Source organism: Curtobacterium sp. Curtsp57, assembly GCF_047324335.1.
Lineage (GTDB): Bacteria > Actinomycetota > Actinomycetes > Actinomycetales > Microbacteriaceae > Curtobacterium.
Genome location: NZ_CP168511.1, coordinates 1,636,941 through 1,660,846 on the forward strand (window position 1 = coordinate 1,636,941; position 23,906 = coordinate 1,660,846).

Here is a 23,906-nt window from a genome sequence, read left to right on the forward strand (position 1 = left end):
GACATGACGGCGCAGCGGAACGCGAGTGGCGGGTCGCTGCGAAGAATCGCGTCGACGAGGCATCAGCGGGACGCGCAACGAGGCGCACCGATATCATCGGTGTATGCCGATCGTAGAAGCACGGGGCGATCTTGCCGCCGTATCGCTGTTCCACTCGCTCGCGGACCCGACCCGACTGCGCATCGTGCGTCGCCTCCGTTTGGGAGAGGCTCGCGTGAGTGACCTCGTGGCGGAGTTGGGGCTTGCGCAGTCGACGATCTCCGAGCATGTCGCGTGCTTGCGTGACTGCGCTCTCGTAGAGGGGCGGACTCAGGGCCGGCAGGTGTTCTACTCGCTCGCGCAGCCGGAGCTGATGGATCTCCTCGAATCTGCGGAAACGCTGTTGCACGCCACCGGCTACCAGGTGGACCTCTGCGGCACCTACGGCTCGGACGCGAGGGCTACCGAATGAGCACCCGCACCGTGACCGAAACGGAGCAGCTCACCCGACGAGGGCTCCGCCTTGCGCAGTTCACCGTCGCGTACAACGTCATCGAGGGAATCGTCGCCATCGCAGCGGGTATTGCCGCGGGACTTGTATCCGTCATCGGCTTCGGTATCGACTCCGGGATCGAGTCGATCGCCGCAGTGCTGGTGGGTCTGCGTCTCGCGGCGCGGCTCCGTCATGGTGAAGCGGACGAGGCCAAGGAGCGACGTACGCTGAAGTTCGTCGCGGTGACGTTCTTCCTCCTCGCGGCCTACGTCGTCGTCGAGGGCATCCGCAGCCTGATCAACCATGAGACGCCCGAGACCTCCCCGGTCAGCATCGTGCTCCTGGTCCTTTCGATCATCGTCATGCCGGTCCTTGCCGCGCTGAAAACCCGAGTCGGAAAGAAGCTTGGAGACCCGCTGATCCTCGCGGACGCCGCAGAAACCCGGATCTGCGTCCTCCTCAGCATCTCAACCCTCGTCGGACTCCTCCTCTACGCCCTCACCGGCGCAGCATGGCTCGATCCCGTCGCGGGATTCGTCATCGCCCTCTTCGCCATCCACGAAGGACGCGAAGCCTGGGAAGGTGAACTCGTCGAAGATGACGATGACGACTGAAACAACCGCTCTCTAGCGACACCAAGCGCCGCGACCCAGCGGTGCTGTCCACAAGTAACTTGCTTGCTCTTCCAGCTTCCGTCGCCGGGTAGTCGATTGGGGTTCACGAAGGACAACTAGCTTCGTACTTGATGCGGTCCAGCGAGCACGGTTCGTTTCGGGTCGACGTGCACGCTGTCCGGGCCGTCGCCGTCGTACTCGTGGTGGTCTATCACCTTGGGGTCGGCTGGTTCCCCGGCGGTTTCGTGGGAGTCGATGCCTTCTTCGTCGTCTCCGGCTTTCTCATCACCAGGCAACTCAGTCGTGAGCTGGAGTGCCGCGGACGGGTGTCGGTACTGGCGTTCTGGGCCCGGCGTGTGCGCCGTCTCGCACCGTCTGCGCTGATCGTACTTGCGGTGACGGGGGCCGCAGCATTGGCGCTGTACCCGAAGGAGGACTGGCCGAAGCTCGGAGCGCAGTTCGCCGGGAGCGTGGGCTCCGTCGAGAACTGGGTGCTCGCTGCGTCGAGGACCGACTATCTCGCTGCCGGTACGCCGTCGACCCCGTTTGAGCACTTTTGGTCACTCGGCGTCGAGGAGCAGTTCTACATTGTCTGGCCGATCCTGCTTCTACTGATCTGGCGATTCGCCCCTCGGAGGCCGCCTCTGATGTGGGCCGTCGGGGCGGCGACCGGGGCTTCCCTTGTTGGTTCCGTGCTCCTGACCGCCTTGGAGCCGGCCGCTGCGTACTTCTGGCCACATACGCGGGCCTGGGAGTTCGGGGTTGGGGCACTGCTGGCGCTGCTCGGGCCGCAGTCCGGCGCGCTCCTCCCGCTGAAATCGCAGACGCGCGCCGGGGCCGCGCTGCTCGGGTGGGCGTCGCTGACCGCCGCGGGCGTGCTTTTCTCACCCGGGGTGTCGTATCCAGGGATCCTGGCCGCGATCCCAGTCGCGGCGACCGCGCTCATCATCACTGCCGGCGCGGACACGGGCGTACTCGGCTGGGTGCTCCGTTGGGGTCCAGTGCGCTGGCTTGGGTCCATCTCCTACCCGCTGTACTTGTGGCACTGGCCGGTCGTACTGTTGCTCCCGCGAGCGGTCGAGCTGCCGTCCCCGGTTCGAATCCTCGCTACTGCCGCACTGTCGCTGATCCTCGCGCAGCTGACGCACGTCCTGGTCGAGAATCGCGGTCGTTTCGGACCGCTCTCACGCCGCCGCTCAACAGCTGTGCTCGCCGTGACGGCAGGTGTGATGGTGGTGCTGCTGCTCGTCCCAACGACGGGTTGGGCGGCGCTGCAGGGTCAGGAACGTCAGGACCGGGCGGTCGCGGTCACGCTGAGCGGGGACGGCTGCTTCGGCGCCGCGGCCGCGTGGAATCGCTCCTGCCAACTCAGTGGTGATCCGCGGGAGCCGTTCACCCCGGCCACCATGACCGCCGCCTACGACATCGACTCGACGTGGGACGACTGCGAGGCACAGACCACTGCCGCCCGCAGCTGCGTGGTTGGCGTGCGAGGGGGCACTCGAGTGGCGTTGATCGGGGACTCCCACGCCCACCAATGGGCTTCGACGCTGACACGGATCGCTCGCGAGCGCGGCTGGGAACTGCACCTCTACGTCAAGGGCGGGTGCGACTTCTCCCACGTGCGGTGGTCTGACGTGTCGGACGCGAATCAACGACGGTGCGCAATCTGGAACGATGACGTCGACCGCTCACTCGAGGCCGAGGCTCCATACGCGCTGGTCTTCACAGCCGCTCGCGCGGATCTCCGCGGCAACCCGGTAGGAGCCGACCCCGACCGCGCGGCACAGCGCGGCTACCGTGCATCGTGGGGGCCGCTGATTGCCCGCGGGGCGACGATCCTTGCGATTCGGGACACCCCCGCCGCGGGTACGGGTGTGCAACGTTGCCTCGATGTGAATGGGGACGCGGTTTCCCGCTGCCAGTTGAGTACAGCGCGCGCGTTCGCTGCGACGGACTACCTCACGGTTGCGGCGCAGCGCATCCGTGGTGCGCGGGTGCTGGATATGACGGCGTCGTTCTGTCGTGCTGGGTGGTGTCCTGCGGTGATTGGGAACGTGCTCGTGTATCGCGACTCGCAGCACATCACTCGCACCTACGCGAACACCCTCACGCGTCCGCTGCAGCGCGCTGTCAACGCCGCACTTGCACCAGCGCTGGCAGCGACGCATCGGACGGCGACGGCTGAGGTCACTCGTGTGGGCGGTCACGCCCGTTCATCGCGGCGAGCCGTTCGTTGTAGGCGCGAAGCTCAGCGTCGCCGTCGCGTTCCGCCTGACGATCGAGGCGCTTGGCGTCGCGCTTGTCCGACGTGACCCAGTTCCGCACGACAAGCAGCGCCACGAACACCATCGGCAGCTCGGAAGCACCCCACGCAATGCCGCCGCCGGTGTGTTGGTCAGCGAGGAGCGCAGCTTCGTTTGTTTGTCCGAGTGCGCGGAACCAGTCCAGTGCATACACCTCGGTTGAGGTCATCACTGCGACGCCGAAGAACGCATGGAACGCCAGCGTCGCCAGCAGCGCGATGATGAGGATCGGGTACGCGGGCCGTTGCGGGCCGGGGTCGACGCCGACGAAGACCCAGAAGAACAGGTAGCCGCTCAGCACGAAGTGGACGACCATGACGATGTGCCATTCGTGTGACTGCATCGCGGCTTGGAACGCCGGGGTGAAGTAGAACACCACGAGGGACCCGGCGAAGATCACCCCGGCCACCGCCGGCTTGGCCATGAATTGCATGTAGCGCGAATGCACGAACAGCATCAGCCACTCGCGGGCGCCGCGGGAGCCGTCGTTGCGCACCGGCAGGGTGCGGAGCGCGAGCAGCACCGGGCCGCCGAGGACGAGCGGCAGCGGCACGAACATCATCAGGAGCATGTGCTGGATCATGTGCGAGGAGAAGTGGATCATGCCGTAAACGGCAGGGCCGCCGTTCATCGTCCAGATGAAAATGAGGCAGCCAGCGACCCAGCTGATTGTCCGCCCGATCGGCCACGCGTCGCCGCGCTTGCGAAGTTTGCGGACGGCGATGAGGTACCAGCCGATGCCGATGACGGCGAGTGCGGTCCATGCCCAGTCCCAGTGCCACGCGCTCAGGAAGTTCTGCAGGGTCTGGGTGGGCGGGTAGGTGAAGCCGATCAGCCCGTCACGCGTGTCTGCCCCGGTTTCCGGTGTCTGCGGGATCGGCGGTTGGCTCCGGGATACGGCGACAGAGGCGCCGATCGCAATCGCCATGAAGATGATCTCGGCGAGTGCGAACCGGACGAATAGTCGACGGTTCGCTGGGTTTCGGAGGAGTCCTGGGACGAGTTTTCGGCGCTGCACGACGCCGGCGATGCCGAGGAGGATCAGCGCGGCCGCTTTGACGGTGATCAGCCACCCGTACGAGGTGGTGACCAGATCTGCAGGTCCGGTGAGTCGGAGCGCCGCGTTGACGATGCCGGAGAACGCGACGGCGGCGAAGGACCAGCCGGCGAGGGTCGAGTATCGGGCAACAACACGGCCGGTCGCGCCCTTGGTCATTGTGCGCAGCAGCAGCACGGCGGTGAGCCCACCAACCCAGACGCATACGCCGATCAGGTGGATCGCGAGTGAGTTCACGGCGTTGGCGTGTTCGAGCGAGCCAGCTGCGTGCCCGGAAAGCGACAGCGGCAGAAGCGCGAAGATGGCGAAGACCGTGGCGACGGCGATGCTGGTCACCCGCGTTGCGAACGCGGCGACGATCGTTGCAATCAGGACCGCGTTCGCAGAGACGAGGTACACCTGCCCGGCTTCCAGACGGAAGAGAAACTCCGGAAACGTTCGCGCGAACACGGAGCTCGTGATCGGGGCGCCGATGGTGTTGGCGCCGGTGAAGACGATTCCGACCACGGCGGCGAGGAACCAGAGCGCGCCGCTCCACGCCGCCCAGCGTGCGGCCCGGTACTGCGTCCAGGAGGCTCGGCCCCGTTCCTTGCGCTGCCCGGGCAGCGCGAACGCTGCGACGATGAGCAGCCCGATCGTGACTGCCGCCATGGCATCGTGGACTACTCGAGCGATGGGCAGGCCGTAGTCGACCAGCCTGCCGGCGTCGACGAGCTGCGTCGCTTCTCCGAGCGCACCGGTCAAGGTCAGCCCGAGCAGCGTGCATGCCAGTGCCAGTGGTACCGCGACGACGAGTGTCGAGCGGACTGCTACCGCGTCCGGTGCGGCGCCAACGGGTGCGCCGTGGGTGTTTGCCGCGCGGTGGTTCGTGTCAGTCAATGGGTCATCACAGGTCGTTGTCGGGCCGCTGGTTCATCGCTGTGCAGCAGGTTCCGGGGTGGAGAAGCATGCGACGTGTCAGACGTGGGGGGTGTGTTCGTGTTGGCTGTGTCCGGCCGGTTCCAGCTGGAAGGTGGAGTGCTCGACGCTGACCTCGAAGTGTTCCGCGACGCACCGCTGGAGGTCATCGAGTAGTGCCGGCACGCTGCCGTCGGTGAAACAGGCGGAGTCAATGCTGACATGTGCGGTGAGCACCGGCAGGCCCGTCGCGATCTGGGACGCGTGGAGGTCGTGCACATCGATCACGTGTTCCCGCTCGAGCAGGTGTGTGCGGACGTCGTCGAGGTTCAGGCCTGTCGGCGTGGACTCGAGCAACACGTTCACGGTCTCTCGGAGCAGCTTGAACGCCCGCGGCAGGATGAGCACGCCGATGAGAAGCCCTGCGATGGCGTCGGCTCCGCCCCAACCGGTGACGGCGATGATGATCGCGGCGATGATGACGGCGACGGATCCGAGGGCGTCGTTGAGGACCTCGAGGAACGCGGCTCGGAGGTTGAAGTTCGCGTTCCGTCCGGAGGCGAGCACCAGGATCGACGCGATGTTACCGACGAGGCCGATGATGCCGAAGACGAACAGCCCCCCGGAGGCAATCTCCGGAGGTGCGAACAGCCGCTGGACCCCTTCGATGAGGACGAACAGCCCGACCGCGAGCAGGACTGCTGCCTGCGCTGTGGCAGAGAGCACCTCGGCGCGGGCGAAGCCCCAGGTGCGCTTCGCAGTCGTGGGTCGTCGTGCGAGGTTCGCCGCGACGAGTGCAGTTGCCAGCCCGCCGGCGTCGGTGAGCATGTGTGCTGCGTCGACGAGGAGCGCGAGGCTGTTGGTCGCAATGGCACCGATGACTTCGGCGACGAGGATCGTTGCGGTGATGCCAAAGGCGATCGCGAGGCGCCGGCGGTTCACGGCGTGCGCGTCGATGCCATGGTCGTGCGGAGTGCTCATGCGTCGTGCTCCGTGTTGTGATGGTGCCGGACGACGTCGCCGACGGTGTGCTCGGCCTGGAAGATGGCGTCGTGCACGAGCTTGTTGGCGTGGTCGTTCGCGAGGCGGTAGTAGACCCGGTTGCCCTCCTGCCGGGTGGTGACCATGCGGGCCATGCGCAGCTTCGCGAGATGCTGCGACACGGCGGTCTGGGATCGGTCAACGACGGCAGCGAGGTGCCCCACCGGCATCTCCTCCTCCCGGAGCGCGAGGACGAGCCGGATGCGAGTCGGGTCGGCGAGCATGGCGAAGATCTCGGCGGCCAGTTCGACGTGTGCATCGTCGAACTCCGCCAACCCCACATTCGAATATTCGCTCATGCGAATATGGTTGCATGTTGATGGTGAGGTGTCTACCGTCGGGTGGCATGGAATCGCTGGCGTGGATACCGACCGCACCGCCCACCCTGGCCGCGTTGCTCGCACCGACGCTGCAGCCCGTGCCCGTGATCCCCGTGATCGCGTTGCTGCTCGCTGCCGCGTACGTGACCGGATGGCTGCGCATTCGGCTGCAACGCCGGCCGTGGCCGATGTGGCGGGGCGTGCTGTTCCTGACTGGCTGCGTTCTGCTTGCGGTCACGATGGGCGCCGGCATCGAGGGCTACGGCTTCGTGCTGTTCTCCGCGTTCATGTTCCAGCAGCTCACACTGATGATGACCGTTCCGCTGCTGCTCGTCCTCGGCGCACCGGGCACGTTGCTCCTCCGAGCGACACCGCATCGCGGCCCCGGTCGGCTGGTGTTGCAGTCGGCGATGTTCGGGCTGCGATCACGGATCGGACGGTTCCTGCTGCATCCCGGGTTCATGATTCCGCTGTTCCTGATCACCTTCTACGGCCTCTACCTCACCAGCGCCGCCGACGCGCTCCTCCAGACCTGGGCCGGACACGTCGGCCTCGAGCTCGCGTTCCTCGCCGCCGGAGTGCTCTTCACCGCTCCGCTGATTCCCACCGACCCGCTGCCACGCCGACAGGGGCACCTCGGCCGGCTGCTGGATGCGTTTCTGGAGATGCCGCTGCACGCGTTTTTCGGTGTCATCCTGATGATGGCGACCGTGCCGCTCGTGCCCGCATTCACTGACATCCCTGCCGCGTGGGGTATCACCGCCGTCGGCGACCAAGCGTTCGCGGGCGGGCTGGCATGGTCCTACGGAGAGGCACCCTCGCTCGCGTTGGTGCTGATCCTGATGACCAGCTGGTTCCGCCACGAATCTCGGAAGAGCCGGGAGCGGGACCGTGCGATCGATCGCGACGGCGACCCCGATCTGGACGCCTACAACGCGCACCTCGCACGGCTGCAAGGACGGACCATCCCACCCCACGAGCAGCACGGGTGACCCACCGGCACCGCACGTCCAGACGTCCGAACACGCCCAGCGAACTCACCTGTGGCGCTTGACAGGGTCCTGCACAATAGATGCGGCCGCACCGATCGGGCCATCCTCATCATGACGACGCTTCGCCACCTCCTCCCGCTCCGGCTGCTTCGCGCTGCCACCGCGGTGATCGCAGCCGTCCTGCTGCTGCTCGGCGCGATGACGTTGCAGAACCTGGCCGCGCACACGGACGACCCGGTGGCGAGCCTCACCGGCGCATCCACCGTGTCCGAACTGGAACAGGACACCTCCGGCGCCGCCCACGTGGACCAGCACGAAGGCGTCAGCGGCATCTTCTGCGCACTGCTGGGACTGGCGGCGCTGGTGATGAGTGCCGGCCTCGTCCTGGCGCTGCTTGCGCACGACCTCCGCCGTCCGTTGTTCTCCTTGTCGCGGGTACTCGCCAGACTGCGACCGCGGCTCATCCGACAGGACCAGACAGCGGTATCGCTGACGGTCCTGTCGATCGCACGCGTCTGATTCTCCTTCCGGACGACCCCGCTCCCTGGGGTCGTCGACTGCGTCTTGCCCGCTCAACGGAAGCCTTCTTGCAGACCTGTGACGAACCAGACCGCTCTCCTGCCCGATCCCCCAACTCCCCTCACGCGCCGCGCAGCCCTCGACGCTGAACGCCTCGCCCAGCGAGCACGCGCCCCCCGGCAGCTCCGACACCGACCCCTTCCCCGTCCGCGCATCGTCACGGGCTCCCCCACTCGCCCGAGGAGGGCTCTCTCCTCGCAGTTGGTGATAACGAGTGCAGCAGCAGCCGTCGTGCTCTTTGCAACTGCCGCACTGCCTGGGCCGGCAACGGCATCCGTGGCCGCGCCGGCGACGATCCTCGCCCCCGGCGTGACCGGTCAGAGCCTCCAGGTGGCGGCTGCGGCGTTGGACCCCACCGTTCAGCGCGACTCCTTCACCGTCAGCACCCCGGCAGTGGTCAGCAGCACACCGGGTACTGCAACCGGTCAGGTGGGCGCCGTCACCGGCGGGGGTGATGTTCGCTGGCCGTTCCCCGGTCCGGTGCCGCAGAGCTCCGGCTTCGGGTATCGCATTGCGCCATGCGCCACCTGCTCAACAGCGCATCAGGGCCTCGACCTCACCCCCGGAGCTGGCACCCCCATCGGCGCCGTCGCGGATGGCGTGGTCCGCGTCTCCGGTCGGCATTCGGAGTTCGGGCAGTACGTGATCATCGACCACCAGGTCGGCGGGCAGCTCGTGTCCACGCTGTACGCCCACATGATCATCGGTTCGTCCCCGCTCCGGACGGGGCAACGCGTCGCTGTCGGCGACCGGGTGGGGCTTGTCGGGTCTTCCGGTCGCAGTACCGGAGCGCACCTGCACCTCGAGGTGCATCAGGGCGGCGCCACTCCCATCGACCCGGAAGCGTGGCTGCGCAGCAATGCTGGCCGCAACTTCTAACAGGAAGGCACTCGTGCGACTTCGCACCCTTATCGCAACCCTCATCCCGGCAACTGTGCTCGCCACGGCACTGACCATGGCTGCCCCGGCAAGTGCGCACGACGCCCTCGCATCAGCAACGCCCGCCGCCGACACCACCATCAGCGGCGACCTCAACGCGGTCACCCTGACGTTTTCGGAGCAGCCGTTGGCGGGGCTGGAATCCGGACTGGTGATCAGCGTCATCGGGCCCTACGGGTCCGAAGTCACCACGGGCACGCTGAACGTCGACGGCAGCACCCTCACCAAACCCGTCGATGTCGCTGCCCCCGGCACGTACAAACTCGCCTGGCGCAGCGTCTCCGTCGATGGGCACCCGATCTCCGGCGGCTACCAGTTCACCTCCACCGGCAGCACCGCATCCGCAACCCCGACAGCCTCAGCCGCACCGTCGACACCCGCAGCAACCGCCTCCCCGACCGCAACAGGAACAGCAACAGCCCAGGGCGGCAGCGCGAAGGACACCAGCCCGGCGATCTGGGCACTTGGCGGTCTGACCGGGCTGTTCGTCCTCGCGGTCGTCGGGATCCTGCTCATCACCCGCCGCCGCCCGAAGGCCCCCGAATGATGCGGCGCACCACGCTCGCCGCGGCCACCATCATCGGGATCGTCATCGCTGCGCTGCCCGCAGCACCCGCGGCGGCAGCAACGGCACCGAGCTGGGCAGACGTCCTCCGCGCTCGAGGCGACGAAGCGGCCGCCTCCCGGCAGGCCGAGCAGATCGCCGCGCTCGTCGCGGAACTCGAAGAAACGACCGCGACGGCCAAGGCGAACGCTGCCGCCCGCGGACGCGAGCTGCAAGTCGCTCAGGACGCCGCTGACACTGCGGCTGGCCGCTTCGACACGCTCACCGCGCAGGCCGACGAAGCACGAGCGGATGCCGCCGGCGCGGAGGAGCAGATCGCGTCCTGGTCGGCGTATCTCTCCCGGTCGGCAGGACGCGATCTCACGGTGAGTATTACGGCGGACACTGACGATCTCCTCTCCCGTCTGGGCACAGCGTCCAAGGTCACCGACACCATGAACACCGCCCTCGGCGACGCCGCTACCAAGGCTGGGACCGCGACGGCGTTGAGCAAGCAAGCGAAGGCCGCCAAGCGCAAGCGGGACCAGCTCCGGAACACCGCTGCCGGCGCCTTCACGGCCGCGTCGACGGCCGCCACTGCCGCTGCCGCTGCGGAGGCCACCCAGCGCAGCCGACAGCGGGAACTCACCGACCAGCTTGCGGTGCTCCGCAATCGGACGCTGAGTACGGAGGCGGCGTACACGGAGGCTGAGCGGCGCCGCGCTGCAGCCGCGCGAGCCGCCGCGGCGGCTGCTGCAGCACAAGCTGCGCAGAACCGTCCGCAGACCCCGTCGAACCCCGGGGCCGTTTCCGCATCGGGATGGACGATGCCGATCACGTCGTACAGCTCGTACCAGGCGTACGGCAACCGGCTGCACCCGGTCCTTGGCTACTACCGCCTCCACGCGGGCGATGACTTCGGAGCCGCATGTGGCACGGGCCTCTACGCCGCGTCCGCCGGCACCGTCACCTACGCCGGCCCCTACGGCGGCTACGGAAACCTCATCACCATCGACCACGGCGGCGGCGTCACCACCAACTACGCGCACATGTTCACCGCCGGCGTGCAAGTCACCGTCGGACAGCGCGTCAACGCCGGACAGAAAATCGCGGAAGTCGGCAACGCCGGACTCTCCACCGGCTGCCACCTGCACTTCGAGGTGCGGCAGGGCGGCACCGCGACCCCGCCAACCCCGTTCCTCAACGGCAAGGGCGCCTGATGGGGTCCATACGGACGACCTGGTCAGCCGTGCAGGTAATCGTCCTCACGATCGCCGTCGCCGCCTGCAGCGTGATGCTGCTCCGTGACGGCCCAGGACCGGGCAGCGTCTACGTGATCGGCGCGGTCTGCTTCGGTTTCGCCCTCATCGGCCACATCACCGTCCTCCTCCTCGCACGTTCCGCTCGGGGCCGCGCCCCCAATCCCCACTCAACAAAGGGACCCCATGACTCGTAGCACCCGCATCGGTGTCGTATCCGGCCTCATCGCCGGCGCACTCGTCCTCATCGTTACCGCCGTCTTCATCATCCGCGCCAACGTTCCCTCAGCGCCAACCGCAGCAACGGCGGCGTCTTCGAGCCCAACCGGTGCCGTGACGCCAACACGGGTGCTCGGCCCTCCCGGCAAGGGCGCCGTGACCGTCGTCGAATTCCTCGACTTCGAGTGCGAAGCCTGCGCGGCGTTCTACCCCTACGTCGAGGAGCTCCGCCAGAAGTACAAGGGCGACGTCACCTTCGGATTCCGATACTTCCCCCTCCCCGGCCACGGCAACTCCCGCACTTCCGCCGCCGCCGTCGAAGCCGCCGCCCAGCAGAACAAGGTCGAAGACATGTACCAGCGGATGTACGAGACGCAGAAGGAGTGGGGCGAGCGAGGCACCGACTCGCAGGCCGAACGGTTCCGCGGTTACGCAGAAGACCTGGGCCTGAACATGAGCCAATACGACCGCGACGTCACCAGCAAAGCAGTGCTTGAGCGCATTCAGCGGGACGTTGATCTCGGTACGACACTCGGCGTGAACAGCACACCTACGTTCTTCATCAACGGCGAATTGGTTCCCCTGCAGACCTACACGGACCTGGAAGCTGCTGTGGCAGACGCGGTACAGGAAACACGATGACCGGCCTCCGAGTGCGGCGCCGAGGAGTCGCCGTGACGGCGGCAGCAATCGCGGTGATGCTGCTGGCTGGGTGTGCCGGCGGTCAAACCGGTGCGCTGAGCTCCCAGTACCGCGGCGGCGAAACGAAGAACTACGTGTCCGGCGACGGCACCGTGACGCAGGTGCCAACATCCAACCGGGGCACACCGGTGCGCTTCGACGAGACCGCGACGGACGGCACGCAACTGAGCAGCGAGGATCTCCGCGGGCAGGTTGTCGTCCTCAACTTCTGGTACGCCTCCTGCCCGCCGTGCCGCGCTGAAGCGAAGCACCTCAACACGGTCGCCGAACGCTTCGAAACCCAAGACGTGCAGTTCATCGGCGTAAATGTCCGCGACGCTCAGGGCACCGCAGAAGCCTTCGAACGCCGCTTCAACGTGACCTACCCATCGATCCTCGACGCTGACACCGGTCGCATGCAACTCGCGCTCTCCGGCGAAGTGGCGCCAAACGCTGTCCCCACCACGATCGTCCTCGACACCCGCGGGAGGGTCGCCGTGCGGATCCTCGGAGCCATCGGCGGACCGGGAACCCTCGCCACACTCATCGAAGACGAGCTCACCCGGACATGAGTAGCAGCAGCCCTCCACACCACCCAGCCGGCGCAGAACGCGGCTCCACCTCTCGGCGGGGACGCGCTTTCGCGACGGTGGTCGGGGTTGGGGTGCTCGTCGCGGCGGTTGATCAGCAGACCAAACTGTGGGCGCTCTGGCACCTCGACCCCCACCGGCCCATTCCAATCCTCGGCGACTTGGTCGGCCTGCAATTGGCGTTCAACCGTGGAGCGGCATTCTCCCTCGCCGAAGGACGAACCTGGATACTCTCCGTCCTCGCAGCACTCGTGGTGGCCAGCCTGCTGGTGTGGGCAGCGACCGGCCTCCGGCTCATCATCGCCGTCGGCGTCGGCTGTCTAGTCGGCGGCGCAGCCAGCAACCTTAGCGACCGGCTCACCCGCGGGAAAAACCTCGGCGAAGGCGCCGTTGTCGACATGATCAACTACGCCGACATCGCAATCGGCAACGTCGCGGACATTGCGATCCTCGTCGGCGTCATCATCCTCGCGATCACGTTCGCTCGATCCCCAACGCCCCGAACCACGCGTGGCACCGCCGGCACTTCCAACGCCGACGATCCGACTGAACCTGAGAACCGGGAACTTCGTTGACGTTGCAAGAGACCGTCTTCAGTGGGCAGATGCTGGCCGCTGTTCCGATTGCCATGCTCGCCGGACTGATCTCCTTCGCCTCACCGTGCGTCCTCCCCCTTGTGCCCGGATACCTCGGCTATGTCAGCAGCTCCGCGACCGCCGTCACAACGCGTCGCACCCTCGCCGGCGCCACACTCTTCGTCGTCGGGTTCGGACTGGTCTTCATCGCGTACGGTGCAGCGTTTGGCGCCGCTGGCGCATGGCTCGTCCGATGGCAGGACCTCGTCATCCGCCTTCTCGGAGTCGTCGTCATCATCATGGGAGCCGCGTTCATTGGGCTCTTCCGTCCGCTCCAACAGACCGTTCGAACGGCATGGAGACCGCGACCCGGTCTCCTCGGAGCACCGCTGCTGGGAGCAACGTTCGGATTGGGCTGGACGCCCTGCTTCGGCCCCACCCTCGCCACCATCACCGCTCTCAGCCTCGACTCCGGTACAGGACTCCGCGGCGCAGCCCTCGGCTTGGCCTACTGCCTAGGCCTCGGCATCCCGTTCATCATCATTGCTGCCGGCTTCGGCTGGGCCAGCCGAACAGTGAAGTACCTACGGAACCACATCCGGGCGGTCAATCTCCTCGGCGGATGCATCCTCATCGCTACCGGAATCGCGATGCTCACCGGGATGTGGAGCCTCATCATGACCATCCTGCAAGGGGTGGTCGCGAACACACCAGTCGTTCTGTAGTCCCCCGGAACTTCCCACACCCGGACCGTGACGAGCACAGCAGCATGCAGTGCGTAATCGCCGACGGCATCGGGGCGACTGCCCATCAGTCCTAGGAAGCCGCGGCGCTGTTGAGGGTTAGCGCGTTGGTGCGGCGATCAGGCCGGCGAGGGTGTCGAGGGCGCCGGGAACGAGGGAGAAGTACGCCCAGGTGCCGCGCTTCTCACGGTGGAGGATCCCGGCGTCGACGAGGACCTTCAAATGGTGGGACACGGTCGGCTGGGACAGGCCGAGCGGTTCCTGCAGGTCGCACACGCATGCCTCGGACCCGTCGTGCGCTGCGACCATCGAGATCAGCCGCAAGCGGGCCGGGTCGGCGATCGCCTTCAGCGACTTCGCGAGGACCTCGGCGGATGCCTGGTCCATCGCCTCGGTCGTGACGGGCGAGCAGCACGCAGTGACGTCCTGAATGGGAAGCAGCTCGATCGTCATGACCTCATCCTCCCACGGACTTCGACACGCGTCTATATTTGCGCACATCGATATCGACGTGCTTCGATGTAGCTGCCGGCTCTCGGCTCCCGCTCGATCCGTGAAGGACCAGCCTGATGACTCACCTCCTCGCCGTCGGCGGCAGCGACGCCGGCATCGCCGCAGCACTCCGCGCCCGCGAACTCGACCCGACCACCGACGTGACGGTGGTGCTCGCCGACGAGTTCCCGAACTTCTCCATCTGCGGCATCCCGTACTGGGTGTCCGGCGACGTCGCCACGGAAGCGTCCCTCGCGCACCGCACCCGCACCGATCTTGAGGCTGCCGGCATGACTGTGCGTTCTTCGACGTGGGCCTCGGCCGTCGACGTCGATCGCCGCCGACTCTCCGTCACGGGCCCCGCCGGGGAAGAGCAGATCGCTTACGACGAGCTGCTGATCGGCACCGGCGCCGAGCCGGTGCGCCCGGCCGGGGTCCCGTTCGGGGAACCGGGCATCCACCTGCTGCACTCCATGACCGACGCCGAGCAGGTCGTCGCTGCCCTCGAGCTGCTGCCGGCGGGGAGCCGGGTCGCGGTCGTCGGTGCCGGGTACATCGGCCTGGAGATGACCGAGGGCCTCGTCGCCCGTGGGTTCGACACGACGCTGATCCAGCGCGGTCCCGAAGTGCTCTCCACCCTCGACCCCGAACTCGGTTCCCTCGTCACCGCCGAGGTCCGCCGCCACGGCGCGACCGTGCTGACGGGGTCCACTGTCACCGGGATCACACCGGCAGACGGTGGACAGTGGCGCGTCGCCACCAGCTCGACCTCTGGCGACGCGGAGGGCACGTTCGCCCTCGTCGTGGTCTGCGTCGGCGTCCGTCCCGTCACGGGACTCGCCGTAGCCGCTGGAGCGCAGCTGGGCCAGGCTGGCGCGATCGTGGTCGACGCGTCCATGCGGACCGGGGTGCCGCACGTGTGGGCTGCCGGTGACTGCGTCGTGACGCACCACCGGCTTCTCGGCACGACGTGGCTGCCGCTCGGGACGACGGCGCACAAGCAGGGTCGCGTCGCCGGGGAGAACATGCTCGGCGGCTCGAAGACGTTCGCCGGTTCGGTGGGGACGCAGGTGGTGAAGGTGTTCGACCTCGTCGCCGCCCGCACCGGCCTCCGCCAGCACGAAACCAGCCCGCTCGAGGTGCCGCCGCTGACTCGGGTGACGGTGGCGGATGACCACAAGCGGTACTACCCGGGCGCCGTCCCGCTGACGATCAGCGTCACCGGCGACCAGACCACCGGTCGGCTCCTCGGCGCGCAGATCGTCGGGCAGCGCACCGCGGAGATCAGCAAGCGCATCGACACGTTCGCCACCGCCCTCCACGCGGAACTCACCGTCGACGACGTGATCGATCTCGACCTCAGCTACACGCCGCCGCTCGGGTCCCCGTGGGACGCTGTGCAGGTCGCCGCGCAGGGCTGGGAGCGCGCCGCGGCCGCGAACCAGGCCGGGGTGACTGCCTGATGGTGATGGCTGTGCTCGCTGCGGCGATCTTCGTCGCGACGCTCGTGGTGGTGATCTGGCAGCCCAAGGGCTTCCCGATCGGCTACACCGCGCTCATCGGCGCCGTCATCGCCCTCGCCACCACCGTCGTCGGCCTCTCCGACATCCCGACCGTGGTCGGGATCGTGTGGAACGCGACACTGACGTTCGTCGCGGTGGTGCTGATCTCGTTGATCCTCGACGAGGCCGGGTTCTTCGAGTGGGCTGCCCTCCACGTCGCCCGTTGGGGCCGCGGCAACGGACGGCTGCTGTTCGTGCTGATCGTCGGCCTCGGCGCCGTCATCGCGGCGGTGTTCGCCAACGACGGGGCCGCGCTGATCCTCACCCCAATCGTCGTCGGCATGCTCCGGGCCCTGAACATGCCGCAGAAGGCGGCGCTCGGGTTCATCCTCGCCACCGGGTTCATCGCCGACACCGGCAGCCTGCCGCTGGTGGTGTCGAACCTGGTCAACATCGTCTCCGCCGACTACTTCCACCTCGGCTTCGCCGAGTACGCGGCCGTCATGATCCCCGTCGGCATCGTCTCCGTCCTCGCCTCCCTCGGCATGCTGCTGCTCTACTTCGGCAAGAGCATCCCGAAGCGGTACGACGTCCTCGCCCTCACCAGCCCCGCCGCCGCGATCACGGACCGGGCGACGTTCCGCACCGGCTGGGTCGTCCTGGCACTGCTGCTGGTCGGCTACTTCGCCGCCGACCCCCTCGGCGTCCCGCTCGCGGCCGTCGCCGGTGTCGGGGCGGTCGTCATCGTCGCCGTGGCGGCCCGGCAGCCCGCGTTCCTCTTCGCCCGGGCCGAGGCAGCGCCGGTCCTCGTCAGCACCCGCGGCACCGCCACCGTCACCGCCGGCGGCACCGAACCAAGTGCAGCGTCGGGGCGGGTGATTCCGGTGTGGAAGACGATCCGGGAGGCGCCGTGGCAGATCGTGCTGTTCTCCATCGGCATGTACCTCGTCGTCTACGGCCTCCAGAACCAGGGGCTCACTGACCACCTCGCGAAGCTGTTCGACGTGTTCGGTGACCACGGGGTCCTCGTCACCGCGCTCGGCGTCGGGTTCACCATCGCGATCCTCGCGTCCCTGATGAACAACATGCCCACCGTCCTCATCGCCGCCCTCGCCATCGGCGGCGCCGGCGCGACCGGCCTCACCCACGAGGTGATGGTCTACGCCAACGTCATCGGCTCCGACCTCGGCCCGAAGATCACCCCCATCGGGTCCCTCGCGACCCTGCTGTGGTTGCACGTGCTGGAGAAGAAGGGCATCCACATCGGGTGGGGGCAGTACTTCCGCACCGGCATCGTCCTCACCATCCCCGTTCTCGCCGTCACCCTCGCCGCCCTCGCCGGCTGGCTCACCCTCATCCGCTGAACCCGGAAAGACACACACCCATGAGTGACAAGCCCACGATCCTGTTCGTCTGCGTCCACAACGCCGGGCGGTCCCAGATGGCCGCCGGGTACGCCCAGGCCCTCGGTGGCGACCGCGTCGAGGTTCTCTCCGCCGGCTCCGAGCCGAAGGACCAGATCAACCCGGTCGCGATCCAGGCGATGGCCGAAGACGGCATCGACATCGCCGGCAACCAGCCGAAGATCCTCACCACCGACGCGGTCCGGGAATCCGACGCCGTCATCACCATGGGCTGTGGCGACGCCTGCCCGATCTTCCCCGGCAAGCGGTACGAGGACTGGGACCTCACCGATCCTGCCGGTCGCGGCATCGAGGACGTCCGCCCCATCCGGGACGACATCAAGCACCGCGTCCAGACGCTCCTCGCCGAGCTGCTGCCCACCGAAGCAACCGCGTAACGACCAGGAAGCCGCAGATCATGACGCTCACCCTCACTGTCCCACCACGGACTGACGCGGACCGCCTCACCGGACTCCCCGTTGCCGTCATCGGCGCCGGCCCCGTCGGGCTCGCTGCCGCCGCGCACCTCCTCGATCAGGGCCTCGATGTCGTGGTCTACGAAGCTGGCCCGACGGTCGGGACGAGCGTTCGCGCGTGGGGGCACACTCGACTGTTCTCCCCGTGGCGGTACGTCATCGACCCCGCCGCCCAGCGACTCCTGGAAGCCACCGGCTGGGAAGCACCCCGTGCGTCATCTCTGCCCACTGGCCAGGACCTCGTCGACACGTACCTGGCGCCCCTCGCGGCGACCCCGCAGCTCGCACCGGTGATCCAGTACGGCACCCGCGTGGAAGCGGTGTCACGGCAGGGCATGGACCGCACCCGCTCCACCGGCCGCGCAGACACCCCATTCCTGCTCCGCCTCCACACCGCCGACGGCGTCACTGACGTGACTGCGCGTGCGGTCGTCGACACCTCGGGCACCTACACGTCCCCGAACCCCCTCACTGCCGCTGGCCTCGTACCGGCCGCGGATCTCGGCGACCGGGTCGTCCACGCACTGCCCGACGTCCTCGGCGCCGACCGTGACCGGTTCGCGGGGAAGCGGGTCCTCGTCGTCGGTGCCGGCCACTCCGCCGCGAACACCCTCATCAAGCTCGCCAGCCTCGCCAAGATCGCGCCGAGTACCGACGTGCTGTGGGCTGTCCGGAACGCCGGCACAGCCCGGCTCGGCGCCGACGCCGCAGACGGGCTCGCCGCCCGCGGGCAGCTCGGGTCCACCGTCCACGGGCTCGTCGAGTCCGGTCAGGTGCAGCAGATCGCCTCGTACGAGATCGACGACGTCCGCGCCGACGGCGACCAGGTCACCGTCACCGGCCGTCGCGCCGGAGAGCCCTTCGCGGTGACCGTCGACGTCATCGTGAACGCGACCGGGTTCCGGCCCGACCTCGACATGCTCCGCGAGATCCGCCTCGGCCTCGACGACATCGTCGAAGCACCCCGAGCCCTCGCGCCGCTCATCGACCCGAACCTGCACTCCTGCGGCTCCGTCCCTCCGCACGGTGTCGCCGAGTTGGCGCACCCAGAGCCGAACTTCTTCATCGCCGGCATGAAGTCCTACGGCCGCGCCCCCACCTTCCTGCTCCTCACCGGCTACGAGCAAGTCCGCTCCATCGCCGCTGAACTCGCTGGCGACCACACCGGAGCCCGATAGCTCGAACTCGTCCTCCCCGAAACGGGCGTCTGCTCCTCCGACATCGGTGGCAGCTCCTGCTGCACCACCCCAGCCGTCACCGGCACTCCTGCCGCTGACGAGGCTGCGTGCTGCACTCTGCCGGAGCCGGCCACTGACAGCACCTCGTGCTGCACCAACTGACCGGACTCGCGCCCATGACCACGAAGCCGACCGTCCTGTTCATCTGTAAGCACAACGCCGGACGCTCCCAACTCGGCGCCGCCCTCCTCGAAATCGCGGCCCCCGGCCGGTACACGGCCACCTCCGCCGGCATCACCCCGGCCGACGAGGTGAACCCCTCGATCGCCGCGACCGTGGGCGAGCTCGGCCTCGACATCACCGGACGCGTCCCCCGGCGAGTGACGCCCGACCTGCTCGAACAGGCGGACATCGTCGTCCTCATGAAGCCCGGTCTCGAACTCCCCGCCGAACCACGCGGGACAGTCCTCGAGTGGTCGTTCCCCGACCCCACCTCCTGGTCACCGGCAGACGTGCGACCGATGCGGAACGCCGTCGCGGAACGCATCGAACGAGAGCTCCTGCAGCCGTAGCGACCGGCCTACCCGACACCAAGCGAAGCCAGAAGCACGACACAGAACGAAGCTGCTCACACATCTGAGACAGACAGAACTGCGTCAAGGACAGGCTCTGACCACTCGTCCGTTGAAGGACCGGCGGTTTCAAGGGGTCGTTGCTACGGGTGGTTGTTTTGGGTCCGAGAGTAGCTGTTCGAATGCTTCTGCAGGGCTGCGGTAGTCGAGGGTCTTGCGGGGGCGGCCGTTGAGTTCAGCCGCGACTTCGAGGAGCCGTTCCGGGCTGTGGATGCTGAGGTCGGTGGACTTCGGGAAGTACTGCCGGAGCAGCCCGTTGGTGTTCTCGTTTGAGCCGCGCTGCCAGGGTTTGTGGGGGTCGCGGAAGTAGATCGCGAGGTCCGTGGCGAGGGTGATGTCTTTGTGTCGGGCAAGCTCGGTGCCTTGATCCCACGTCAACGACCGGCGCAGATGCTCGGGCAGGGTCTGGATGGTGGGGATCATCGCGTCACGGACCGCGTCGGCGCTGTGCCCGTTGGGCAAATGCAGCAGCATCACGTAGCGGGTGGTGCGTTCGACGAGGGTGCCGATCGCGCTGCGGGCGTTGATCCCGACGATCAGGTCGCCTTCCCAGTGGCCGGGAACGGCCCGGTCGTCGGCCTCGGCGGGGCGTTCGCTGATCAGGATCATGTCGCGGATCTTCGACCACGACGCTTGCCGACGTTCACCGCGGTGCCGGCGGAGGGCTCGGCCGGTGCGGAGGTGTTTGTGCAGGTCAGCGCGCAGGTGGCCGCGGCCTTGGACGAAGAGGGACTGGTAGATCGTCTCGTGGGACACGTGCATCTCCGGCCGGTCGGGGAATGTCCTAGCCAGGTCATCACGGATCTGCTCCGGGGACCAGTTCCGCACCAACCGCAGCTCGACCTGCAGAGCGAGCTCCAGCCGGTCGAGTTTCCGCGGTTTCGGGCGTCGCGCACGAGCACGGCATTGCTTCTCAGCCGAGTACGGCCGGTAGGTTCCGCCAGCCGCTGCGTTCCTGGTGAGCTCGCGGCTGATCGTCGACGGCGACCGACCGAGTGCTTTGGCGATCGCGCGCACGCCCTCACCGTCCTGGCGTAGGTCTGCGATCTGGAGCCGCTCTTCTTGGCTGAGGTACCTGTCGGAGCGGGGCGTGTTGGCGAACGGGTTCCGTCCGCCGGCTGCTTTGACCCATCGGTATCCCTGACGTCGGTCCACGCCGACAGCATCACAGGCCGCCGTGCGTCCGAGACCCTGTCTCAATAGCTCCCAGAACCGCGCCTCTCGGGCACGGTGGTCCAGCCTCGATCCCATCTGCAACACTCCAATTCACGGTGGTGTTGCAACGACCGGCTGAACCCACGATCGGCTAGTGAGACGGTCCGCCGCCTGTCGTGCGACTGCTTAGAACGCCCTCGACGATCCAGCACACCAGGCCGATCACGATCAGCGCACTACCGATCCAGATCGGGGTGGGGCGGCCACACTCCCGTGGGCTTCTAGGCAGATCAGCGGCTGCCATTTCCGCCGCCGGCCGACAGCACTCGCCAAGTCGCGGAAGCCTTGGCGGCAGACAAACAAGGAGCGGAACAGACAGTTTGAGGCACTTCGAGACACTTTCGCTCCCCTCTTCACAACAACAACCCTGCCTGCTGCCGCAAGCCGACGAACCGCGAGAACATCCCGTGGAACGCCATCGCGATGGTGTGGGTTGGGCCGACGGATCGCTCTGCCCGCAGCCGATTCGGGTAGCCGCTCCCCCGCTGCCGGCTGGTTGCAAGCCTCGCCGTCGCTCACGACGTGCCCGGTGCTGACACGTTGAGGCGAACGAGTAGTGGGGCTGCGGTCGACGGCGCAGCTAGCGGGTCTCCGCGCTGCGCGGGGTCCGCTTCCGTCCGGTGGTCGTCCCTGCCGGGCGGTTCCGCCACTGGCCTTCCTCTGACTTCTTCTTTGACCGCGGTGCCGAGCGGTGAGATGTGAGGGCGCAGTTGGGGCAGCCGGTCGCGTATTTGCAGGTGTGGTTGTCTGGCCGGACTGAGAATGCTCCGTGTTCGCTACAGTTCACGGTCACGTCGGTTCGCGCGTCCAAGTACACGACATCGGTGTAGTCGTACCGGTCGCCGTGCGTGGCCAGAGCCTTCGCAACGAATCGCTCGCGACGAATCTTCGCCTGAGCGTTGAACCCTCTGCAGTCTCGGCAACCCTGGCCACGCTGTGGGCCCCAGGGCGTTTCGCGGACTCGGCGGTGCTCGCGCGGGGTCTGCTCGAAGGGCCCATGGTCGGGGCAGATGATGGTGACCTTGGTGTCGCCGTTGACGTAGCCGAGTGGAACGTGCGCGTAGTCGTATCGGCCGTCGTGCAGCTTCGTCGCGAAGTCGATGAACTCGGCGGCTCGTTCTTCCCGGGTAGCGGTGCGGTAGTCCAAGGGGTCCTCCAGGAGTCGTTGTCCTGGAGCTATGCCGGCACGTCCGAACCAGCCGGGGAAGTCGGCTCGGACTCGTCCTTCGGGGTCGGGTTGCTCGACTTTTTGACGTTCTTCACGTCAAGGCGCGGCCGTCAGGCATAGCCGTGGCATGCCTTCGCTCCCTTCCGCCGTTCGAGCGGCGCTCCGCTCACCGAGTTCAACCGAGCACCTCGTCGTGCCGAACCAGGAGACCATCACGTCCGCGACCGCCCTGGGGCGGCCGATGGGCGCCGCGTTCGGCCGTCCGTTCCCACGTCAAGGTCCCGTCGAGCACTGCTCGCACGTCCAATGTTGGGAACCCGAGCCGCTCATCCTCGGGGACTCAACGCTCGGTGCCCGAAGCTCAAACCCAGACAACGGGACTCTTATCGCGCAGCTTCGCCCAGAGCCCCTCCACGCGATGCGGAAGTACCGGAGCCAGTCGGTTCCCACCGACCGGTGGGCCAACATCGAGCCGTTCGTGCTGGACGCTGTCGCGCTCGTCGCGCCCGCGTGTGCCTACCTCGCTGAGCGGCTGATGGTCGCGGTGACGCCGTACGTTGACTGGGTCGTCCACATCAACGGGATGCAGAAGGTCGCGAACGTGTTCCACCCGGTGCTGATCCGCCGGTACATCTCCCGCGACGACCTCCACCTCAAGGATAAGACGCTCCGCGACTACCGGTCCTTTCTGCTCCGGATCTCGGAGGTCGTCCTCCCCGACGAGGGACCGATCGAGTTTGCGCCGTTGAACGGGCAGTCCGTTACCGCCCCGTACACCGACCTCGAAATGAACCTGCTCGAGACCTGGGCGCTTGGGCAGTCGACGGCACTGCGACGTCGAGGTGCTGGCGCAGTCCTCGCCCTGGGAGCAGGTGCTGGGCTTGACCCGTGGGAGATGCAGCAGCTGCGGCGGAGCGACGTGCTCGTTGACCGTGACGGAGCGCTCGTCGACGTCCAGGGCGGAAGGCCGAGGTCGGTACCTGTGCTCGAACGATGGGAACAGCTCCTCATCGACTCCCTCGCGGACGTGCCGGACGACGCATGGGTGCTTGGCGGGGAGGACAGAAAGGCGACCTACAACTTCGTCACGCCGTTCATCAATCACACCGACTTCGGCAACGAGCCGAAGCCAGTCCCCACGCGAATGCGCGCTACGTGGATCACTACGCACCTCGCTGGCGGCACGCACGTCGGGGAGCTCATGGCTGCCGGCGGACTGCGCAAGCCGGAGCACTTGGTCACGTCCCTGCGGCACATTCCGACGATGGACGCTTCCGAGCACCGTCGACGGATCCTCGCTGAGGCTCGCGAAGTTCGGTAACGCCGTCAGAGGACCCGGAACCGTGCTGCCCGGAGCTGCTGTTCGCGTTCGGGCAGCAGGCGGCCGCGGGCGTGCTGGGCTCGTTGCTGGGCAACCCACCGTCCGATCGTCACCTCGGCAGGGTCGGTCGCGCGACGACGCGGCGGTCGCTGATGATCAACCCAGAACTGCTGGTGCGCGGCGAGCATCGACGACCACTGCGCGTCACGGGGGTTCCAGGCGAAGCCCGGCACCGCTTCAAGTCGTCGAACCTGGTACGAGCAGTAGCCGCCCGCAGCGCCGACCTGCCGGAAGTACGTAAGGGTGTCAACGAGGGTCTGTTCGGCGGTCGCAGGGCGAGGACGGGTCGAGTCGGCGCGGGGCATCCGTCCGTGCTTGTCGACGAAGTCGTCGAGGTCGTGCACTCGGTCGGTCCAGCGTCGTACGAAGGATTCAACCTCGACGGCGTCATCGGTGTCGGCGAGGTAGAACGCGACGCCGCGTCGTTGGTCGAGGGTGAGCGTCAGGGCTGACTGCGTTGCGTGGTCGGAGTACTCGGCGTGGAGCGCTGCGAGCGCCGTGGTCGGGGCGGGCATGTGGTCCTCTCCGAGGCCGGCGGTCGGCCTCGGAGGGGGTATGCGCGGAACGGGCGTGATCTTGGAGGACGCGCGGGTCGCGGACGAGCGGGGTCCGCAAACAGGACCAATCCGGC

24 protein-coding genes and 1 pseudogene are annotated in these 23,906 nt (G+C 67.5%); 18 read left to right on the top strand and 7 right to left on the bottom strand.

The genetic code is table 11. The annotated features are described in order from the left end of the window. Positions 1–103 precede the first annotated feature (103 nt). The 3 genes and pseudogenes from ACEN9V_RS07715 to ACEN9V_RS07725 all read left to right on the top strand — a co-directional run. Positions 104–451 carry an ArsR/SmtB family transcription factor gene (locus tag ACEN9V_RS07715; RefSeq protein ID WP_096897507.1) on the top strand — a complete coding sequence of 116 codons (348 nt, stop codon included), beginning with the start codon at positions 104–106 and terminating at the stop codon, positions 449–451. Next, the gene (locus ACEN9V_RS07720) at positions 448–1,086 is read left to right on the top strand and encodes a cation diffusion facilitator family transporter (RefSeq protein ID WP_096897508.1); all 639 of its coding nucleotides are present in this window, start codon (positions 448–450) and stop codon (positions 1,084–1,086) included. The genes ACEN9V_RS07715 and ACEN9V_RS07720 overlap by 4 nt, the downstream gene beginning before the upstream one ends. A 131-nt stretch (positions 1,087–1,217) precedes the next feature. Then, positions 1,218–3,191 (top strand): annotated as a pseudogene (locus ACEN9V_RS07725) (acyltransferase family protein); the annotation flags it as partial. An 85-nt stretch (positions 3,192–3,276) separates the two neighbouring features. Here the strand turns inward: ACEN9V_RS07725 and ACEN9V_RS07730 are convergent. The 3 genes from ACEN9V_RS07730 to ACEN9V_RS07740 form a co-directional block, all read right to left on the bottom strand. Further along, positions 3,277–5,328 (bottom strand): cytochrome c oxidase assembly protein, encoded by a 2,052-nt coding sequence (locus ACEN9V_RS07730; RefSeq protein WP_096897510.1) that lies wholly within the window; start codon positions 5,326–5,328, stop codon positions 3,277–3,279. A gap of 78 nt (positions 5,329–5,406) precedes the next feature. Continuing rightward, entirely contained in the window at positions 5,407–6,327 is a 921-nt protein-coding gene (locus ACEN9V_RS07735; RefSeq protein ID WP_096897511.1) for a cation diffusion facilitator family transporter, read from the bottom strand. Further along, positions 6,324–6,686, bottom strand: a complete 363-nt coding sequence (locus tag ACEN9V_RS07740; protein WP_096897512.1) for an ArsR/SmtB family transcription factor — start codon at positions 6,684–6,686, stop codon at positions 6,324–6,326. The genes ACEN9V_RS07735 and ACEN9V_RS07740 overlap by 4 nt, the downstream gene beginning before the upstream one ends. 47 nt (positions 6,687–6,733) lie before the next feature. On the opposite strand from ACEN9V_RS07740, the gene ACEN9V_RS07745 reads away from it, so the two are divergent. The 9 genes from ACEN9V_RS07745 to ACEN9V_RS07785 all read left to right on the top strand — a co-directional run bounded on the left by ACEN9V_RS07745 (position 6,734) and on the right by ACEN9V_RS07785 (position 13,810). Then, positions 6,734–7,699 carry a cytochrome c oxidase assembly protein gene (locus ACEN9V_RS07745; RefSeq protein WP_096897513.1) on the top strand — a complete coding sequence of 322 codons (966 nt, stop codon included), beginning with the start codon at positions 6,734–6,736 and terminating at the stop codon, positions 7,697–7,699. 51 nt (positions 7,700–7,750) lie between these two features. Continuing rightward, on the top strand, positions 7,751–8,218 hold the full coding sequence (locus tag ACEN9V_RS07750; RefSeq protein WP_096897514.1) for a hypothetical protein: 468 nt from the start codon (positions 7,751–7,753) through the stop codon (positions 8,216–8,218). A gap of 291 nt (positions 8,219–8,509) precedes the next feature. After that, positions 8,510–9,157 (top strand): M23 family metallopeptidase, encoded by a 648-nt coding sequence (locus tag ACEN9V_RS07755; protein ID WP_175349924.1) that lies wholly within the window; start codon positions 8,510–8,512, stop codon positions 9,155–9,157. 76 nt (positions 9,158–9,233) lie between these two features. Beyond that, the gene (locus ACEN9V_RS07760) at positions 9,234–9,764 is read left to right on the top strand and encodes a copper resistance CopC family protein (RefSeq protein WP_254700851.1); all 531 of its coding nucleotides are present in this window, start codon (positions 9,234–9,236) and stop codon (positions 9,762–9,764) included. Next, entirely contained in the window at positions 9,761–10,981 is a 1,221-nt protein-coding gene (locus ACEN9V_RS07765; RefSeq protein ID WP_246328688.1) for a M23 family metallopeptidase, read from the top strand. The genes ACEN9V_RS07760 and ACEN9V_RS07765 overlap by 4 nt, the downstream gene beginning before the upstream one ends. 225 nt (positions 10,982–11,206) lie before the next feature. Then, a complete protein-coding gene (locus ACEN9V_RS07770) occupies positions 11,207–11,881 on the top strand; it encodes a DsbA family protein (RefSeq protein WP_096897519.1) in 675 nt (224 codons plus the stop codon). Positions 11,882–11,913: 32 nt separating this feature from the next. Next, on the top strand, positions 11,914–12,492 hold the full coding sequence (locus ACEN9V_RS07775; RefSeq protein ID WP_255252561.1) for a TlpA disulfide reductase family protein: 579 nt from the start codon (positions 11,914–11,916) through the stop codon (positions 12,490–12,492). Positions 12,493–12,584: 92 nt separating this feature from the next. Continuing rightward, a complete protein-coding gene (locus tag ACEN9V_RS07780; protein ID WP_175349921.1) occupies positions 12,585–13,085 on the top strand; it encodes a signal peptidase II in 501 nt (166 codons plus the stop codon). A 29-nt stretch (positions 13,086–13,114) separates the two neighbouring features. Next, on the top strand, positions 13,115–13,810 hold the full coding sequence (locus ACEN9V_RS07785) for a cytochrome c biogenesis CcdA family protein (RefSeq protein WP_096897645.1): 696 nt from the start codon (positions 13,115–13,117) through the stop codon (positions 13,808–13,810). A gap of 117 nt (positions 13,811–13,927) precedes the next feature. On the opposite strand, the gene ACEN9V_RS07790 is transcribed toward ACEN9V_RS07785, so the two are convergent. Further along, positions 13,928–14,281, bottom strand: a complete 354-nt coding sequence (locus ACEN9V_RS07790) for an ArsR/SmtB family transcription factor (RefSeq protein WP_096897522.1) — start codon at positions 14,279–14,281, stop codon at positions 13,928–13,930. A gap of 116 nt (positions 14,282–14,397) precedes the next feature. Between ACEN9V_RS07790 and ACEN9V_RS07795 the strand changes: the two genes are divergently transcribed. From ACEN9V_RS07795 to ACEN9V_RS07815, 5 genes are all read left to right on the top strand, one after another. Next, positions 14,398–15,783 (top strand): FAD-dependent oxidoreductase, encoded by a 1,386-nt coding sequence (locus ACEN9V_RS07795; protein WP_096897523.1) that lies wholly within the window; start codon positions 14,398–14,400, stop codon positions 15,781–15,783. A 5-nt stretch (positions 15,784–15,788) separates the two neighbouring features. After that, positions 15,789–17,186, top strand: a complete 1,398-nt coding sequence (locus ACEN9V_RS07800; protein ID WP_096897646.1) for an arsenic transporter — start codon at positions 15,789–15,791, stop codon at positions 17,184–17,186. A 20-nt stretch (positions 17,187–17,206) separates the two neighbouring features. Beyond that, positions 17,207–17,623 carry an arsenate reductase ArsC gene (locus ACEN9V_RS07805; RefSeq protein ID WP_096897524.1) on the top strand — a complete coding sequence of 139 codons (417 nt, stop codon included), beginning with the start codon at positions 17,207–17,209 and terminating at the stop codon, positions 17,621–17,623. A 20-nt stretch (positions 17,624–17,643) separates the two neighbouring features. Then, entirely contained in the window at positions 17,644–18,879 is a 1,236-nt protein-coding gene (locus tag ACEN9V_RS07810) for an FAD-dependent oxidoreductase (RefSeq protein WP_317951502.1), read from the top strand. Between the two features lie 176 nt (positions 18,880–19,055). Beyond that, positions 19,056–19,451, top strand: a complete 396-nt coding sequence (locus ACEN9V_RS07815) for a low molecular weight phosphatase family protein (RefSeq protein WP_096897525.1) — start codon at positions 19,056–19,058, stop codon at positions 19,449–19,451. 129 nt (positions 19,452–19,580) lie between these two features. On the opposite strand, the gene ACEN9V_RS07820 is transcribed toward ACEN9V_RS07815, so the two are convergent. Then, positions 19,581–20,762, bottom strand: a complete 1,182-nt coding sequence (locus ACEN9V_RS07820; RefSeq protein WP_096897647.1) for an IS30 family transposase — start codon at positions 20,760–20,762, stop codon at positions 19,581–19,583. Between the two features lie 544 nt (positions 20,763–21,306). Then, a complete protein-coding gene (locus ACEN9V_RS07825) occupies positions 21,307–21,873 on the bottom strand; it encodes a hypothetical protein (RefSeq protein ID WP_141399077.1) in 567 nt (188 codons plus the stop codon). A 439-nt stretch (positions 21,874–22,312) separates the two neighbouring features. On the opposite strand from ACEN9V_RS07825, the gene ACEN9V_RS07830 reads away from it, so the two are divergent. After that, positions 22,313–23,215: a hypothetical protein gene (locus ACEN9V_RS07830; RefSeq protein WP_141399078.1), complete on the top strand. Its 903-nt coding sequence runs from the start codon at positions 22,313–22,315 to the stop codon at positions 23,213–23,215. A gap of 5 nt (positions 23,216–23,220) precedes the next feature. On the opposite strand, the gene ACEN9V_RS07835 is transcribed toward ACEN9V_RS07830, so the two are convergent. Then, a complete protein-coding gene (locus ACEN9V_RS07835) occupies positions 23,221–23,790 on the bottom strand; it encodes a helicase associated domain-containing protein (RefSeq protein WP_096897528.1) in 570 nt (189 codons plus the stop codon). Positions 23,791–23,906: the final 116 nt, after the last annotated feature.

Excerpts from the sequence above, each read along its gene's own strand:
- ACEN9V_RS07790 (WP_096897522.1), bottom strand. The coding sequence starts at position 14,281 with ATGACGATCGAGCTGCTTCCCATTCAGGACGTCACTGCGTGCTGCTCG.
- ACEN9V_RS07720 (WP_096897508.1), top strand. The coding sequence starts at position 448 with ATGAGCACCCGCACCGTGACCGAAACGGAGCAGCTCACCCGACGAGGG.
- ACEN9V_RS07785 (WP_096897645.1), top strand. The coding sequence starts at position 13,115 with ATGCTGGCCGCTGTTCCGATTGCCATGCTCGCCGGACTGATCTCCTTC.
- ACEN9V_RS07835 (WP_096897528.1), bottom strand. The coding sequence starts at position 23,790 with ATGCCCGCCCCGACCACGGCGCTCGCAGCGCTCCACGCCGAGTACTCC.
- ACEN9V_RS07830 (WP_141399078.1), top strand. The coding sequence starts at position 22,313 with ATGCGGAAGTACCGGAGCCAGTCGGTTCCCACCGACCGGTGGGCCAAC.
- ACEN9V_RS07795 (WP_096897523.1), top strand. The coding sequence starts at position 14,398 with ATGACTCACCTCCTCGCCGTCGGCGGCAGCGACGCCGGCATCGCCGCA.
- ACEN9V_RS07800 (WP_096897646.1), top strand. The coding sequence starts at position 15,789 with ATGGCTGTGCTCGCTGCGGCGATCTTCGTCGCGACGCTCGTGGTGGTG.
- ACEN9V_RS07820 (WP_096897647.1), bottom strand. The coding sequence starts at position 20,762 with ATGGGATCGAGGCTGGACCACCGTGCCCGAGAGGCGCGGTTCTGGGAG.
- ACEN9V_RS07810 (WP_317951502.1), top strand. The coding sequence starts at position 17,644 with ATGACGCTCACCCTCACTGTCCCACCACGGACTGACGCGGACCGCCTC.
- ACEN9V_RS07805 (WP_096897524.1), top strand. The coding sequence starts at position 17,207 with ATGAGTGACAAGCCCACGATCCTGTTCGTCTGCGTCCACAACGCCGGG.
- ACEN9V_RS07745 (WP_096897513.1), top strand. The coding sequence starts at position 6,734 with ATGGAATCGCTGGCGTGGATACCGACCGCACCGCCCACCCTGGCCGCG.
- ACEN9V_RS07735 (WP_096897511.1), bottom strand. The coding sequence starts at position 6,327 with ATGAGCACTCCGCACGACCATGGCATCGACGCGCACGCCGTGAACCGC.
- ACEN9V_RS07760 (WP_254700851.1), top strand. The coding sequence starts at position 9,234 with ATGGCTGCCCCGGCAAGTGCGCACGACGCCCTCGCATCAGCAACGCCC.
- ACEN9V_RS07770 (WP_096897519.1), top strand. The coding sequence starts at position 11,207 with ATGACTCGTAGCACCCGCATCGGTGTCGTATCCGGCCTCATCGCCGGC.
- ACEN9V_RS07715 (WP_096897507.1), top strand. The coding sequence starts at position 104 with ATGCCGATCGTAGAAGCACGGGGCGATCTTGCCGCCGTATCGCTGTTC.
- ACEN9V_RS07765 (WP_246328688.1), top strand. The coding sequence starts at position 9,761 with ATGATGCGGCGCACCACGCTCGCCGCGGCCACCATCATCGGGATCGTC.
- ACEN9V_RS07740 (WP_096897512.1), bottom strand. The coding sequence starts at position 6,686 with ATGAGCGAATATTCGAATGTGGGGTTGGCGGAGTTCGACGATGCACAC.
- ACEN9V_RS07815 (WP_096897525.1), top strand. The coding sequence starts at position 19,056 with ATGACCACGAAGCCGACCGTCCTGTTCATCTGTAAGCACAACGCCGGA.